This is a genomic window from Achromobacter sp. ACM04, assembly GCF_014851465.1.
GTDB classification, from domain to species: Bacteria; Pseudomonadota; Gammaproteobacteria; order Burkholderiales; family Burkholderiaceae_B; genus Achromobacter; species Achromobacter aegrifaciens.
This window is the reverse complement of record NZ_JACUZS010000001.1, coordinates 244,076-258,897: the sequence shown is the minus strand read 5'-3', so window position 1 is coordinate 258,897 and position 14,822 is coordinate 244,076. Positions and strand designations below refer to the sequence as shown.

16 protein-coding genes are annotated in these 14,822 nt (G+C 68.7%); 5 read left to right on the top strand and 11 right to left on the bottom strand.

The window, feature by feature from the left end; translation table 11 throughout:
- Positions 1 to 6: 6 nt before the first annotated feature.
- Together IB259_RS01370 and IB259_RS01365 are read right to left on the bottom strand one after the other, a co-directional pair.
- Positions 7 to 465 (bottom strand): hypothetical protein, encoded by a 459-nt coding sequence (locus tag IB259_RS01370; protein ID WP_166738438.1) that lies wholly within the window; start codon positions 463 to 465, stop codon positions 7 to 9.
- Complete coding sequence (locus tag IB259_RS01365; RefSeq protein ID WP_054459184.1) at positions 455 to 922, bottom strand: MarR family winged helix-turn-helix transcriptional regulator; 468 nt, start codon at positions 920 to 922, stop codon at positions 455 to 457. The genes IB259_RS01370 and IB259_RS01365 overlap by 11 nt, the downstream gene beginning before the upstream one ends.
- 216 nt (positions 923 to 1,138) lie before the next feature.
- Between IB259_RS01365 and IB259_RS01360 the strand changes: the two genes are divergently transcribed.
- Positions 1,139 to 2,167: an AraC family transcriptional regulator gene (locus IB259_RS01360; RefSeq protein ID WP_175182193.1), complete on the top strand. Its 1,029-nt coding sequence runs from the start codon at positions 1,139 to 1,141 to the stop codon at positions 2,165 to 2,167.
- A gap of 12 nt (positions 2,168 to 2,179) precedes the next feature.
- Here the strand turns inward: IB259_RS01360 and IB259_RS01355 are convergent, their stop codons facing one another.
- The 8 genes from IB259_RS01355 to IB259_RS01320 form a co-directional block, all read right to left on the bottom strand.
- Entirely contained in the window at positions 2,180 to 2,695 is a 516-nt protein-coding gene (locus IB259_RS01355) for a hypothetical protein (protein ID WP_156337485.1), read from the bottom strand.
- 335 nt (positions 2,696 to 3,030) lie between these two features.
- A complete protein-coding gene (locus IB259_RS01350) occupies positions 3,031 to 3,348 on the bottom strand; it encodes a hypothetical protein (RefSeq protein ID WP_054459217.1) in 318 nt (105 codons plus the stop codon).
- A gap of 92 nt (positions 3,349 to 3,440) precedes the next feature.
- Complete coding sequence (locus tag IB259_RS01345) at positions 3,441 to 4,337, bottom strand: transporter (RefSeq protein ID WP_054459177.1); 897 nt, start codon at positions 4,335 to 4,337, stop codon at positions 3,441 to 3,443.
- Positions 4,334 to 5,944, bottom strand: a complete 1,611-nt coding sequence (locus tag IB259_RS01340; protein WP_192327169.1) for an NAD(P)/FAD-dependent oxidoreductase — start codon at positions 5,942 to 5,944, stop codon at positions 4,334 to 4,336. Before IB259_RS01340 ends, IB259_RS01345 begins: the two co-directional genes overlap by 4 nt.
- 66 nt (positions 5,945 to 6,010) lie before the next feature.
- On the bottom strand, positions 6,011 to 6,538 hold the full coding sequence (locus IB259_RS01335; RefSeq protein WP_054459173.1) for a flavin reductase family protein: 528 nt from the start codon (positions 6,536 to 6,538) through the stop codon (positions 6,011 to 6,013).
- Positions 6,535 to 7,776 (bottom strand): styrene monooxygenase/indole monooxygenase family protein, encoded by a 1,242-nt coding sequence (locus tag IB259_RS01330; protein ID WP_192327166.1) that lies wholly within the window; start codon positions 7,774 to 7,776, stop codon positions 6,535 to 6,537. The genes IB259_RS01335 and IB259_RS01330 overlap by 4 nt, the downstream gene beginning before the upstream one ends.
- 20 nt (positions 7,777 to 7,796) lie before the next feature.
- The gene (locus IB259_RS01325) at positions 7,797 to 8,585 is read right to left on the bottom strand and encodes an SDR family oxidoreductase (RefSeq protein WP_054459169.1); all 789 of its coding nucleotides are present in this window, start codon (positions 8,583 to 8,585) and stop codon (positions 7,797 to 7,799) included.
- A gap of 179 nt (positions 8,586 to 8,764) precedes the next feature.
- The gene (locus IB259_RS01320; protein WP_192327163.1) at positions 8,765 to 9,685 is read right to left on the bottom strand and encodes a LysR family transcriptional regulator; all 921 of its coding nucleotides are present in this window, start codon (positions 9,683 to 9,685) and stop codon (positions 8,765 to 8,767) included.
- Between the two features lie 125 nt (positions 9,686 to 9,810).
- Between IB259_RS01320 and IB259_RS01315 the strand changes: the two genes are divergently transcribed.
- From IB259_RS01315 to IB259_RS01305, 3 genes are read left to right on the top strand one after another with little or no spacing between them, the layout of a single operon-like run.
- A complete protein-coding gene (locus IB259_RS01315; RefSeq protein WP_054459162.1) occupies positions 9,811 to 10,719 on the top strand; it encodes an NAD(P)-dependent oxidoreductase in 909 nt (302 codons plus the stop codon).
- Positions 10,720 to 10,761: 42 nt separating this feature from the next.
- Entirely contained in the window at positions 10,762 to 11,727 is a 966-nt protein-coding gene (locus IB259_RS01310) for a tripartite tricarboxylate transporter substrate binding protein (RefSeq protein WP_125473136.1), read from the top strand.
- A gap of 36 nt (positions 11,728 to 11,763) precedes the next feature.
- Positions 11,764 to 12,345, top strand: a complete 582-nt coding sequence (locus IB259_RS01305) for an amino acid synthesis family protein (protein ID WP_054459160.1) — start codon at positions 11,764 to 11,766, stop codon at positions 12,343 to 12,345.
- A gap of 6 nt (positions 12,346 to 12,351) precedes the next feature.
- Here IB259_RS01305 and IB259_RS01300 read toward each other — a convergent pair whose 3' ends face one another.
- Complete coding sequence (locus IB259_RS01300) at positions 12,352 to 13,041, bottom strand: FadR/GntR family transcriptional regulator (protein WP_054459156.1); 690 nt, start codon at positions 13,039 to 13,041, stop codon at positions 12,352 to 12,354.
- Positions 13,042 to 13,214: 173 nt separating this feature from the next.
- Between IB259_RS01300 and IB259_RS01295 the strand changes: the two genes are divergently transcribed.
- Positions 13,215 to 14,786, top strand: a complete 1,572-nt coding sequence (locus IB259_RS01295) for an amidase (protein WP_119451833.1) — start codon at positions 13,215 to 13,217, stop codon at positions 14,784 to 14,786.
- The last annotated feature ends 36 nt before the right edge of the window (positions 14,787 to 14,822 follow it).

The following is a 14,822-nucleotide window of genomic DNA, read 5'->3' as shown; positions in this document are numbered from 1 at the left end:
GGGACGCTAGGACCGGCCCTGTTCTTGCGCGCCCCGCCGCAAGCGGCCCAGCCTGAGGCCGTCGCGGATGTTCAGTCCGATCAGCGCCAGGTTGGCCGCGCCTGCCGCCAGCTCCAAGACCTGCACCCCGTAGAACACCCCGTCCAGCAAGCCCGCCTGCGCGCGCAGCGCCAGGAACACCGCCGCGGGAACCAGAATCAGCAAACCATTGGCCGCGATGAAGGGCATGCGTCTACGCTTGGCCAACAGCAGCGGATGCCTGCCCTTGCCGCCCATCAGGAAGCCGCTGGCGGCGGTCAGCATCATGACGGGCACGAAACCCAACAGCGCATAAGCGATGGCAAGCTTGACCTGGGCCACCGCGGATGCAGCCAGGAACAGTTCGGACGCCACTGTCGAGATCCAAAACGCCGCCAGAAACAGCAGCGTCAACAGGGCGGCAGCGGCATGGATTCTATGTTTCATGATCTTGCTCCGGTGGCGCGGGAACGTGCGCGGCCAGCAGGCCCGCCAGCACCCTCCCCGCCGTTTCCAGTTCAGCGGCGCTGAAGCCGCCGGCCAGTTGGCGCGCGCGCTCCTTCCAGCGCGCGTCGATGGCGCCATAGACGCGCCGCCCCCCATCGGTCAGCTGGTACAGCGGCGAGCGTTTGTGCTGCGGATTGGGGCGGACCTCCACCAGTTGCGCCTCGGACAGCAGGTTCAGCTGCTTCTGCGCGCCCTGGCGCGTCACGCCCATCGCGGCGGCGACCTGCGGCGCGCTCAGAGGCTGTCCCGCCAGCGCCAGGGCGCCCAGCATCTGCCAGCGGGCGCTCGTCAGCGCCTCGGGCGCGACGAAGGCGTCGCCCCAGTCAAGCAGCGCGCCGTTCAACTGGAACAAGGTCAGGATCACCCCGGTGAGCCGTTCTTCCTTGGTTGGATTCATTTCTGGCCTCCTGTGCATTGCCTAATTGACAACCAGTTTCCAATATTGGAAACCGGTTGTCAATATACGCTTGCAAGAGGTTTTCTGCGCATGTCGGATAGCCGACGCCAAAATCGGATAGGTCCGGCCTCCTCTGGACGGGTTTTCCACCAGTCCGCCCTGTCCGGCGCAGCTTTACTATCAAAGCCTTCAAGGCCCCGGCAGTGGAGTTTCCCCATGCTCGACACGATGCAGTCCGCCACCAGCACGACTTGGCCGCCGGCCGCGCCGCGGATCGAGTCGGTCCTGGGCCTGCCGGCGCAGCAATTGTTCGCCTCCGGCGATCTGGACGAAGCCCGCTCCATGGTCGGCCGCGTGATGCGTCCGCACCACCTGGGCGTGGTCGGCGCGCTGCAGCGCCTGGACGCCCGCATGCACCACCAGCCGCTGGGCGAGGTCTCGCTGAATCGCCTGCGCTATGGTGCCAACGTCGAAATCCGTCCCGGTCCGCTCGAGGACTTCTTCCTGGTGCAGATGCCGTTGTCGGGCTGCGCCCGCATCAGCAGCGGCCCGCAGCAAGTGGATTCGACGCCCGAGGTCGCGTCGGTCGTCAGCCCGGACGACGACCTGGCCATGCGCTGGGCCGACGACAACGACCAGTTCATGCTGCGCGTGGGCCGCTCGCTGCTGGAACGCATCCTGGTGGGCCATCTGGGCTGCGCGCTGGATCGGCCGCTGCGCTTCCAGCTGGGGTTCCGCTGGCGCGAATGCCCGGCCTGGCGCTGCCTGATGAGCTATCTGCTGGACTGCTCCACCCAGCACGCGAACCTGGCCGAGCACAAGCTCATCGTGCATCAGATGGAACAGCTGGTCGCCGCCACCTTGCTGGCGGCCCAGCCCCACAACTACACCGGCGCCCTGCCCGGCCGGCGTGGCGCAGTGCTGCCGCGCCACGTGCGCAGCGTGCAGGACTATTTGCAGGCGCATGCGCACGAACCGGTCACGGCCGAGCAGCTGGCGCGCATCGCCGGCGTCAGCGTGCGCAGCCTGTACGCGGGGTTCAAGGAATTCCTGGGCGTGAGCCCCATGCATTACCTGCGCGACCTGCGCATGGAACGCGCGCATGCGGAACTGATCTCGGGCGAGACCCGCAACATCGCCGGGGTGGCGCTGCGCTGGGGCTTCGCGCACATGGGGCGCTTCAGCGCCGGATATAAGGAACGCTACGGCGTGAGTCCCAGCCAGAGTTTGCGGCGACGCGGGTGAGGCGGCGGCGCTTCAGGGTCGGGCTGGCGCAGCCGGCTTGGCCTTGGCAGAGGAGTCCTGCGCCATGACCTCCCGCGCGATTTGATTGATCCTGGGAGCGGCCTTCATGGCGCCGTCCTTGTGCTGTGTCAGGAATTGACGCGCGTAGTAGCGCTCGAGCTCGCAGGGGTTCGCATTCTTGCCCGTAAAAGCCACGGAGGCGTCTATCAGCTTGCCCGCATGCGCCTGCTCGGCCAAGACGCGCTTGCGCATGGCCTGGATTTTTTCCGCCGCGTCCTTGCGCCCTTCCTGGGAATTCAAGCGCTGGGCGAGCCTGGCGCGCAGCGCGGCCGGGTCTGTCGGCGCGCGGGCCAGGTCCATGCCCAGGCTCGCTTGGGCCAGGGCCATGGCCACCATCCCCTGGACCTCCGGCCCGTCTGCCGGGTACAGCCTGCAGGCTGCAATGAAACCCATGTGCGCGACCGCCTTGTCGCCCAGCCACTCCTGGCCGCCGTCGCTACCCATTGGAAAGCCCAAGGAGTTACGCATTGGCTCCTGCACTTCAAAGCTGCTGCTCGTGTTCTGTGCCACGGCAAGTCCGCCGCACAAGCAAAGCGCCAACGCCGAAACTGTTCTTTTCATCGTTTTCCCCGTAAGCGCTCGCCGGCGCGGATATCTCCACGCGGGATGCTATTCCACCGTCAGCCGGAATGGTGAGCGAGGCGCGAAAACCCCCGTGGGAGCGGGCCTGCAGTTGCATCCCAACAACGCCTGCATTGTTCCGCGAGCGCGAGGACTCCCTCGACGAGGCCCAGCTTGTTCGGTTTGCCGTCCAAGGACTCCAGGGGCAAGGCAAGCAGCCGGCCCGCCGAACGGCCCGTCGCCTAGGGCTGTTCGACCCATGGCGCCGCCGCCTCGGCCCGGTTCCAGAGACGCCAACCATGCCGGTAGGCGTGCTGCAAATAGGGTCCACGCAAGATTCGAGGTTCACTGTCCGTGGCCTGTTCCGTGCCGAGCAAGTGCAGAACCTGGGTCCAGTCCGCCAGCCCGCACCGGGCGCCGCGCAATGCCGCATCCGCAAGCCGTCCAGCCTCCTCGACCGATTCCGCCCGCACCAGGAAACAGGTATCCGCGCCATCCGGACCGCCAGTGTACGGGTCCTCGGATTCGTTGCCCCAGCGTATCGCTTCGTACAGATTCATGTCCCTGCCCCGTCCCATCGACAGCGCAACGATACCAGCAGGACAGCCCCGCAGAGACGGACAGCCAGGGCCTTCCAGTGCAGCCGCCAGACCTAGAACGGTATCCCCAACTTCACATACAGCTGCGCGCCCTCGGGCCGGTTCTTGACCTTGAAGTCCTGCTGCCATTTGGCCGTGAACAGCCAGCCTTTTTCATTCATGTACCGCACCGAGGGACCGAAGCCGAAAGCGCGGGCGCGGCCGGCGGCGCTGTTCGGGCCGCTGTCGTCGGTGACTTGCTGGAAGGCGTAGCCGCCCACCCCCAGCACCCAGCCCTTGCCCACGCCCCAGCCCAGCGCGTAGTCGGCGTGCAGGGCCTGGCCTGAACGCGTATCGGTGGCGGAATTGGTGAAGTTGAAGTCGTACATGACTTTCAGGTCGGCGTTGAAGCCGTCCGGGCTGATGCGGCTCAGGGCGAACACCGGCTGCGCGGTCCAGTAGTTCTTGCCCAGGCTGGACGGGTCTTTGCGGTCGTATTCGCCGGTGGGCGCGTACATGTCTAATCCCACCACGTAGTGCAGGCTTTCGGACGGGTGATAGCCCAGCGCCACGCCCAGCGTCATGTCGCCCAGGCCGGTGCTGCGGTTGCGTTGCCCAGCAGCCTTGGCGGTCACGTCCAGCAGCGGCGCGATGGCGTGGAAGGCCAGCTGGCCGCCCATGACCTGCTGCTGCGTAACCCAGATCAGGCGCGGCGCCAGCACATTGACGTCCACCTTGAAGCCGGGCACCGGCACGCGCTGGCCGTCGTTGCCGCGCAGCGTGTCGTAGCGCGCCCCGCCGGCATAGACCAGCATGTGCACGCCGGGCGGAGGCAGCGCGCCCGACATGAAGTTCTCCAGTCCGTCCGGATAGATGCCCAGGCCGCCGCCCTCCGTGGCCTGGGCTCCCGTGCCAGCCAGCGCCAATGCCAAGGCGCCAGCAAGCCGCCGGATTTTCAGGTGTCCGTTCATGTTCCCCTCCTGCCTATTTGTTGTGCGACGAGATAGCCGGAACCGCCCCCAAGGCCGGGGCCCGGGTGGGTGGCGGCGCCGATGTGAAAGAGATTGCGCAGCGGCGTGCGGTGGCCGCGCGCACCCTGGCTTCCGGCGAAGGGCCGCAGCCAGAAGAACTGGTCGGGCGAACACACGCCCGAATAGGGGTCGCCGCCCACCAGGTTGCGGTTCAGGCCTTCCAGGTCCGCCGGCGAGTACGCCCGCCGGCCGACGATGCGCCGCGCCAGGCCCGGCATCACCCGTTCCATGCGCGCCTGCACCCGGTCGGCCATTGCCTCGCGCACGGCCTCGTTCCAGCGGCCGTCGGCAGGCGCCGCGATCTCGCCCGCGGCATCGCCCTTGATCCGCGCCGGCAGTTCCTGCATCTGCACCCACAGGATCCAGCCGCCCGGCGGCGCACGCGTCGGGTCGACCGCGACGGGCTGGCCGATGGCCAGCGTGGGGCGCGCGGGCAGCAGGCCGTTGTTGGCCTCGGTCACCGAAGCGCAGACCTGTTCCATGCTCTCGGTCAGATGCACCAGCGGCACGTGGCGCAATTCCGGCGTCAGCCAATCCGGCGGCGCATTCAGCGCGAAATGGATCTGCATGCCGCCGCGGCCGTAGCGATAGCCAGCGGCGCGTTCGCGCACGGCGGGCGGCGCATTGGGCAGCAACTGGCCGTACAACTGGCCGGGCGTCACATTGCAGACCACCGCTACTGTCGCGCGATATTCGCGTCCGCCCGCCAGCACGCCCACCGCGCGGCGCCGCTTGCCCTGGCCGCTTGTGATGATGCGTTCGACCTCGGCGCCGGTCTGCAGGCGGCCGCCGTATCGTTCGATGACGGCGGCCAGCGCGTCCACCACGCCGCTGCCGCCGCCCTTGACCACCGGCATGCCGCCGGCCACGACCGCGGCAAAGGTCAGCTTGCCGATCAGCGCGGAACAGGCGTCGTCCGGACCCAGGCCGGTGTGCAGTACCCAGGGCGCGATCAATGCACGCGCGGCATCAGACTGCAACGCGCGTTCGGACCAGCGGCGAAAGCTCTCCATCGAGTCGGCGGCAAAGGCGGCCAGGCCGTCCATGCCGCGCTTGCGCCATTCGCCGAATAGCAGCTTGAGCATGCCCGCGCCGTAGGGATTCTGGCCCAGCAGGCCGAAGGTCAGCGCCGCGTCCTCGCCGAACAGGCGCTGCGCCATGGCGCCGAAGGCTGCGCCATCGCCGGGCGCCCAGGCATCCAGCCGCCGCGCGCTGTCCGCCACATCCTGCTTCAAGGCCAGGCCCGAGCCGTCGGGCAGCACCAGCCCGGTGGCGTACTCGCCCTGCATGAATTCCAGTCCGGCTTCCTGCAACGCGGGTTTGAGCGCCGCATAGGCGGGACTGCCGACAAACAGCGGATACCAGCAGGACAGCACGTCGTGGCGGTAGCCGGGAAACAGCTCCTCGGTGCGGATGCAGCCACCCAGCCTGTCGTTGCGTTCCAGCACCAGCACGGACTTCCCGCGCTGCGCCAGCAAGGCCGCGCAGACCAGCGAATTCATGCCGCTGCCGACGATGATGACCTGCGCCTCTGACTCCAGGGGCATGATGCGCTCCGATGGGAAAACAGGCCGCCCGGGCCCGTGGACATTGAAAGGAATCGCGTGCGAGCCCTATGCGGCGCTCAACGCAGTGAAGCGCCCTGCATGGAACACCAACGGCGTGGCCGTCACGCTGGCCACGCGCAGCACCCGGCCGAACAGCAGCAGGTGATCGCCCGCGGGGCTTTGCTGGTCGTTGGCGCAGACCAGGGTGGCCACCGCCCCTTCGATGGCGGGCACGCCTTCCGGCACGTCGTGCACGGGCGCTCCCGCGAACTTGTCCGGAACAGAAGAACTGGCAAAACGCAGCGCCAACTCTTCCTGGCCGCAGGCCAGCACGCTGATGGTGAAGTGGCTGCAATCGCGGAACGCCGCCAGGTTGGGCGAATGGTTCACCAGGCTCCACAACACCAGCGGCGGGTCCAGCGACAGCGAGGCGAAGGAGTTGATGGTGAGCCCGACCCGGCGGCCGTCCGGACAGCGCGTGGCGACGATGGCCACACCGGTCGGATAGCTGCCTAACACGCCGCGCAGGACCTTGGGATGCAGATCGGTGCAGCCCCAGTCCAGGGGCAGGCCCGCTGCGCAATCGGGCTTCATGCCGCCGCCCGCGCCGGCTGCGCCGCGATGAAAGCCTCGCAGGCCGTGGCGTCGCCCCACCAGGGATAGAGCGACGGCGGATGGTTGAAGCCGTTGGCGATGGTGCTGGCGATCGCCGGCGTGTGGTCCGCGGCCTGCAGCAATTTGAGCAGGTGCGGCGCCGGCGGCAGCAGCATGGAGTTGGTCCATTCCACCACCGCGCCTGCGTAGTCCCAGAAGCGTTCGAAGGTGCGCTGCATCCATTCGGCCGTGAACGTAGCGTCGCCATGCGCCAGAATGGCGTCCAGGTACACGGCGCAGGCCTTGGTGGCGTTGTTCGAGCCCTGCCCCGTGATAGGGTCGTTGGTCACCACCGCATCGCCCAGGCCGAACACCAGCCGGCCCGACGGCAGGGTCAGCACTGGCTTGCGCACCGTGGGCGCGAAGCTGCCGGCCAGGATGCCGTTGGCGTCGGTCAGCTCCACCGCGCTGCAGCGCTCGGCCTCCCAGGGCAGATAGCTGTGCAGGATATGCAGGCTTTGCGCCAGATGCTCCTGCGGCGACTTGATGTCGCGCCAGCAATCCATCGGCCCGCCAGGCACGCCCTCGAACACCATGATCTCGCAGGGACCGCTGATGGTCAGCGCCGGGAACACGAAGTACTCGCCCACGCCCGGAATCAGGTTGAAGGCGACGCGAGAATGATCCGGCACCGGGCGCATGCCGTGCACATAGGTCAGCGCCAGCGCGCGCTGCGGCCGGTCGAAGCGCGACCGCAGCGCATCGCGCTCGAACAGCTTGACCACCTCGCCCTTGCCCGCGGCCAGCAGCACCAGGTCATGCGAGGCGGCCAGCAGTTCAAGTTCGGCCACGCCGCCGTCCTGGATCAGCAGCCGGCCGCCGCGTGCCGCGAACAGCTCCATCCAGGCCGGCATCTTGATGCGCTGGTCCACCGCCTGCGCGGGCCGGTCCAGGCGCGCCACCCAATCGATCAGCTTGTGGCCGGGCCGCTCCGGATGCGGGATCGCCAGGCCGATGCCGTCGACGGTCGGGCATTCCGCCTCCCACTGGTTCAGGCCCAGGTCACGCTCGACCTGCAGCGAAGCATCGAACATGCACTGGCTGGACATCACTTTGCCGCGGCGGATGTCGTCCGGTTCGCGGTTGGTGACGACGGTCACCTCATAACCTTTTTCCAGCAGTCCCAACGCCAAGGGCAGGCCGGCCTGCCCTCCACCCACGATCGCGATTCGACGCATGTTTGTTCTCCTTTGTTTGGCTAGGCGGCCAGGCGCGGAATCGCGGGCTTGGCCTGTTCGGGACCCATGGCGGAATAGCCGCCGTCCACCGCGTAGTCGGCGCCGGTGACGAAGCTGGCATGGTCTGAAAGCAGGAAGGCGACCACCTCGGCCACTTCGGCCGGATCGCCGGCGCGGCCCAGCAGGTGGTAGTCCGCGGCCACCCGGTCGGTCTTGGCGCGGTCGCCCTGCGTCAGCTCGTCCATCACGCGCGACCAGGTCCAGCCTGGCGACACGGAGTTGACGCGGATGCCGTCGGCGGCATAGTCCATCGCCATGTTGCGGGTGACTTGCAGCAGCGCCGCCTTGGACACCGGATAGAGCCAGCGCCCGGTCTGCGCGACGCGCGACGAAATGCTGGTGAAATTGACGATGGCCCCGCCGCCAGCGGCCAGCAGATGGGGATGGACCGCGCGCGCGGCCATCACGGCGCTGACCACGTTCACGTCGAGCGCGCGCAGCCAATCGGCGCGGCCCGATGCGGCGCCGTCGTCCAGATAGGTCGCGGCCAGGTTGACCAGGAAATCGATGCGGCCAAAATGCGCCGCGGCGTCGGCCACGCCGCGCTCCAGTTGCGCGTCGTCGGCAATGTCCACCGGCCAGAAGCGCGTGCCGGCCGGATCGGCCGCGGCCACGCGTTCGCCGCCGGCCGCGTCGATATCGAACAGCGCCACACGCATGCCGTAGGCGCGCAGCGTGGCGACCACGCCCGCGCCGATCAGCGTGGCGCCGCCGGTCACGATGGCCACTTTATTGTCCAGACCCTTCATCGCATCACCTCGCCGTTGGCTGATTGAGTGAGGCGAATACTGGCGTGGCGCGCCTGGCCCGCGTTAGCCGGATCCGGCCGACGCTATCCGCAAACTGCGCTTATTCGAGGCAAGCTTGCGCCAGGTCCAACAGGCGTGTCCGGAAAATGCGCCGGCTGTCCGTTCCCTGCGGATGCCGGCTACGCCGCTGGCCGAACGCGGCCCGTCTTGCGCGAGGTCCGCGCGTGCTCCTTGATCAGGCGCACGAAGCGCTGCACCTGGCGGCTGGGGCGCTCGAAGCGCGAACGCACCAGGCTCAGCGACAGCGGGATGGACTCGCGTAGCGGCCGCGTCACCACGCCGGGCCAACCCTGCTGCCCGACCGAGAACTCGTCGACGATGGCCACGCCCGCGCCGACCCGGACCAGGGCGCAGGCCAGCTCGGCGCGCACGATTTCCACGGCCGGATTCCAGCTGACGCCGGCGCGCTGGAAGGCCGCTGCCACCAACTGCCCGAACGGGATGTTGCGGTTGTAGAGGATCAGCCGGCACCCGGCCAGCTCGGCCAGGCTGACTGCCCGCCTTGCGGCCAGCGGATGGCCTTGCGGCAGGATGCAGACCATCTCGCCCGTGGCCAGCGGCTCCACGACCAGATTGGGATGGTCTATCGGCAGCACCGACACGGCCAGTTCCGCCTTGCGTCCCAGCAGCTCATGCGCCATGTCGGACAGCAGCGTGGTGTGGAACTTGAGCCTGACGTTGGGGTATAGCTCCATGTACTGCGCGATCACCGGCGGCACGAAGTTCAGCGCCAGGCTGGGGCTGGAACACAGGGTCAACGCGCCCTCCGGCCGCTCGGCCAGGTCGCGCGCCAGTTCGTCGATGCGCAGGGCCTCGTCGAACAGCGGTCCCACTTCCTGGAACAGGCGCTGCGCTTCAGGGGTGGGCGTGAGCTTGCCCTTGTCGCGCTCGAACAGCTGCAGGCCCAGGCTTTGCTCGGTATGGGCGATGAGACGGCTGACCGCGGGCTGCGACACGAACAGCAGCTTGGCCGCGCCATTCATGGAACCGGTCAGCATCACCGCCCGGAACGCTTCCATCTGCCTGAGTTTGAATCGCATGGCTGACTCGATAATCGTTTGTTATAACCCCTGGCCAACTTAGCATAAGCGCTGAAATGGCGCTTTCATTAGCATCCCAGATGGCTCCTGGCGCGCTTTCCAGGACGATTCGATAAAGGGAATGCATGACTCTCACAGTAGGATTCGTGGGCCTGGGCATGATGGGTCTGCCCATGCTGGAAAACCTCGCCCGCGGCGAGGAGCGCTACAACATCCTGGCGTATGACCGCGATCCCGCGCGCCTGGAGCGCCTGGCCGGGCACCCCGCCTGGAACCAGACGCTCAGGCCGGCCGCCGGCCTATCGGCGCTGGCCGCCTGCGACGTGGTCATCACCATGCTGCCCGACAGCGCCATCACCAACGCGGTGATCGAAGGCGAGCATGGACTGGCAAGCGTGATGCGCCCAGGCTCCGTGCTGCTGGACATGGGTTCGTCCAACCCGGCCGAAACGCTGCGGCTGGCGCCGCTATTGCGCGCGGCGGGCGTGACGCTCATCGACGCACCGGTGTCGGGCGCGGTGGCCAAGGCGGCCGCTGGCACGCTGGCCATCATGGTGGGCGCCGATGCCGACGGCCTGGCGCGGGTGCGTCCCCTGCTCTCGCGCATGGGTGCGTCCCTCATCCACACCGGCGCCGTGGGCTCCGCCCATGCGATGAAGGCGCTGAACAACTACGTCTACGCGGCCGGCCTGCTGGCGGCCAGCGAAGCGCTCTTGATCGCGCAGCGCATGGACCTGGACCTGGAAGTGTTCACCGATGTGCTCAACGCCTCCAGCGGCCGCAACGTCGCCACCGAAACCAAGCTGCGCCAGTTCATCGTGCCCGGCACCTACAACGGTGGCTTTGCCCTGGCGCTGATGGCCAAGGACCTGCGCACCGCCGATGCGCTGCAGGCCCTGGCCGGCGTTCCGGCCTCGCAGCTGTCGCTGTGCACGGCGCTATGGCAGCGCGCGCTTGCAGACATGCCGGCCGGCGTGGACAACACCGAGATCCACCGCTATCTGCAGCGCCTGGAAACCCCGGCTCCCGCCTGAAGCGCCGGACGCCAACGATAACGAGATCCACAGGAGACAAGCATGAAACGATCCGCCGCCGCGCTTGCGCTGGCGCTGGTGCTGGGCGCGCCGCTCGCGCCCGCCGGCGCCGCGGGCTACCCCGACCATCCCATCCGCATGGTCGTACCCTTCCCGCCAGGCAGCATCACCGACGTGGTGGCCCGCAGCCTGGGCAAAGCCATGGCCGACGATCTTGGCCAGCCGGTAGTGGTGGAAAACAAGCCCGGCGCCAACGGCATCATCGGCACCCATGACGTGGCCCGCGCCAAGCCCGACGGCTACACCCTGGTGGTGGTGGGCGTGTCCACGGCGGCCAGCGGCGTGAGCCTGTTCAAGGACCTGCCCTACAACCCCGCCACCGACCTCGCGCCCATCGGCGCCGTCGCCGAAACGCCCTATCTGCTGGTGGGTTCGCCGCGCATGCCGGGCAGCAAGGTATCCGATCTGTTTGCCTATGGCGCCCAGCATCCCGGCAAGCTGACCTATGCCTACGGCTCGGGCAGCGCGCAGGTGTTCGGCGCCAAGCTGGCGTCCATGGGCAAGATCAACGTTACGCCGGTGCCCTACCGCGGCGGTCCGCAGGCGCTCACCGACGTCATCGGCGGCACCGTCGACCTCACCTTCACCGATCTGGCCAACGGCCTGCAGCAGGCGCGCGCCGGCAAGGTCAAGACCTACGGGGTCAGCACTCCCGAACGCTTTCCGCTGGCGCCGGACATCCCCACGCTCAATGAAACCGGCGCCGCCGGCTTCGATCTGACCGTGTGGTTCGGCTTGATGGGTCCGGCCGGCCTGCCCGCGCCCGTGGTGGAACGCCTGTCGCAATCGCTGGGCAAGGCCCTGGCCAACAGCGAACTCAAGCAGACCTATGAGCGCCAGGGCCTGACCGTCAAGCAGCAGACCCCGGCCGAATTCGGCGGCTTCGTACGCGCCGAGATCGACAAATGGGCGGCCATCGTCAAGGAAACCGGCATTCCGCCGCAATAGAACCTCCTCTTTCAACTGCTACCAGGAATTCCCCGCATGTCGCTGATCGATATCCGCAAACGCTGCCTCATCCTCGAGACCACCTACCACGAGAACGGCCCGGCGCCCGAGAGGCCACTCAAGCTGGCGGCGTCCTGCGCCGTCATCCGCAATCCCTACGCCGGCCGCTACGAGCCGGATCTGATGCCCTTCATGGCCGAACTGCGCAGCCTGGGCACGCTGCTGGCGACCGAGCTGGTCGAGACGCTGGGCGGCAAGGACCAGATCGAGGTCTACAGCAAGGCCGCCATCGTCGGCCTGGACGGTGAAATGGAGCACGGCGCGGTCTGGCACGAGGCCGGCGGCTGGGCCATGCGCAGCGTGCTGGGCGAACCCCGCGCCATGGTGCCCGCCGTCAAGGCCGTGGCCGTAGCCGGCTACCGCATGATGGTGCCGGTGCACTACATCCACGCTTCGTATGTGCGCAGCCACTTCAACAGCATCGAGATCGGCATCCAGGATGCGCCGCGCGCCAACGAGATCCTGTTCGCCCTGGTCATGGGCACGGGCGGCCGGGTGCATTCGCGGCTGGGCGGGCTGACCAAGGAAGCCGTGTCCGTGCATGACGGACAGCGGTAGGGAGACTCAGGCGCCGGGGATCGTCAGCGACAGGCCCGCGCGGTCGGCCACGTTGCAGATGTGGGCGCGCATGGCGCGCCGCGCGGCGTCGGCCGAACCGGTAGCCAGCGCGTCGATGATGGCCGCGTGTTCGTAGATGGGCTCGCGCACGCGCGCCGGATCGGCGAACGCGACCTGCCGGCTGCCGTCCACCACTTCCGCGATGTTCTCGGCCAGGTCCAGCAACATCGGGCTGCCGGCGATCTCGTACAGGCAGGCGTGGAAGGCGCGGTCGCCTTCCGACATGGCCACCAGGTCGCCGGCGTCGGCGGCCTGTTCCATGTGCGTGATGGTGGCGCGCAGGCGGGCCAGCCCCGCCTGGGTGACGACGCCCGCGGCCAGGCCGGCTGCCAGCTCCTCCAGCTGGTTGCGCACCAGATAGACATCACGCAAGGCATAGCGGCCCTGGAAACGCCAGCGGCCGTAGGCGCTGCCCAGACCTTTTTCGCCGGGCCGGGCGATGAACACGCCGCGGCCGGCTTCGCTGCGCAGCAGTCCCAGCCCTTCCAGCATGGTGATGGCCTCGCGCAACGAGGCGCGGCTTACGCCCAGTTCCTCGGCCAGCTGGCGCTGCCCCGGCAGCTTGCCGGCCTCGGCCCAATCGCGCTGGCGGATGCGGGCCTGCAACTGCTGGGCTATGTGTTCGACGGTGTTCATCGCGGAATTCTCAAGGCAGGGGTGCGCGGCCGCCCCCGGTTTGGCGTTGACAGCCATATACTGCCTGGGCATTATGACATTCAACTGGTCTGACCGGTTAGGATAAAGCCGTACTGCAATGCGCCCCGGCATGGCCGCGGGCCCCACGCACTTTCTCGTACATAGCGCCGCTCATGACCGACCTCTACGATCGATTCGCCCGCGCCGTCGACGCCATGGCCCGACTGGCTGACTACCCCTATGCCGAACGCCGCCAAGCCTGGCTGGACCGGCTGCGCGTCAACCTGCCCGAACTCACCGTGCTGGACTCGCTGGCGCCGGAAGCCGAGCTGGGCTACCTGGCGCCGCCGCCCGCTGCGCCCGCCGAACGGCTGCCCGCCGCGCAGGCAGGCCGCGGCGTCGCGGTGTCGCGCCATGCGCGCGGCATCGCCGCCATTGCCCGTGAATGCCGCGAGGACCCGGCGCGCGCCGCCGACGCCGCCCGCGCCGCGCTGGCCGCGGCCCGACAGCAGGCCGGCCTGAATGCCTTCATCAGTCTGTCCGACACCCCGGCGCTGGACGGCGCTGCGGCCGCCGCCGCGCGCCGGCTGCGGGAAGGCGCGGCCATGCCGCTGATGGGCGTGCCGATCGCCGTCAAGGACTTGATGCAGGTCGCGGGCTTTCCCCAGACCAACGGCAGCGGCGGCCTGAAACCGCCGCCCGCGCTGCACGATGCGCTGGCCGTGGCGCGGCTGCGCGAAGCCGGCGCGCTGGTGGTGGGCACGACCAACCTGCACGAACTGGCCTACGGCATCACCAGCGAAAATCCCCATTACGGCTGGGTCGGCAATCCCCGCGGGGCGGGCTACACCGCGGGCGGCTCCAGCGGCGGATCGGCCGCGGCGGTGGCCGCCGGCATCGTCCGCCTGGCCGTCGGCACCGACACCGCGGGCTCCATCCGCATCCCCGCCGCCTGCTGCGGCGTGGTCGGCTTCAAGCCCACCTTCGACGCCATCTCGCGCGACGGTGCGCAGGCGCTGGGCGCAAGCCTGGACCACCTTGGGCCCATCGCCGCCAGCGTGGCCGACGCCGCCCTGGCCTATTCCATCATGTCGGGCCAGGCCGAACGCACCGTCAGCGCCGGCGCGCTGACCGGCCTGCGCGTGGGCGTGCCGCGCAATTACTTCTACGACCCGCTGGCCGAGGACGTGGCGCAGGCGGTCAACCATGCGCTGGCGCGGATGCAGGCCGACGGCGCCACGCTGGTGCCGCTGGACCTGCCGGGCGTCGAGCACAGCGCGGCGCTGCAATTCGCCACCCTGTGCAGCGAAGCCACCGACATCCACTGGCGCCGGCTGATCGACCAGCCCGAGACGCTGGGCGACGACGTGCGCGTGCGCCTGGAGATCGGCCAGTTCTTCCCCGCCACCTGGTACACGCGGGCGCAGCGCGGCCGCGCCGCGCTGGCGCATATGTTCGACCAGGCGATGCAGTCGGTGGACGTGCTGGTCACCCCCACGCTGCGCATCGAGCCGCCGCGCTCCGGTGCGGGCGCGGTCAACATCGCAGGCCGCGAAGTGCCGCTGCACACGGCCGTCACCGGCCTCACCATGCCCTTCAACCTGACCGGCATGCCGGCGCTGACGCTGCCCTGCGGCAGCGGCCGCAACGGCCTGCCGCTGGGGCTGCAGATCGCGGGCGCGCGCGGCGCCGACTGGCGCGTGCTGAACACCGCCGCCCGCATCGAAAACCTGCTGGCGGCCTGACGCCCCCCTGCCGGGCCGGCGCCAAGGCCGGCCCGA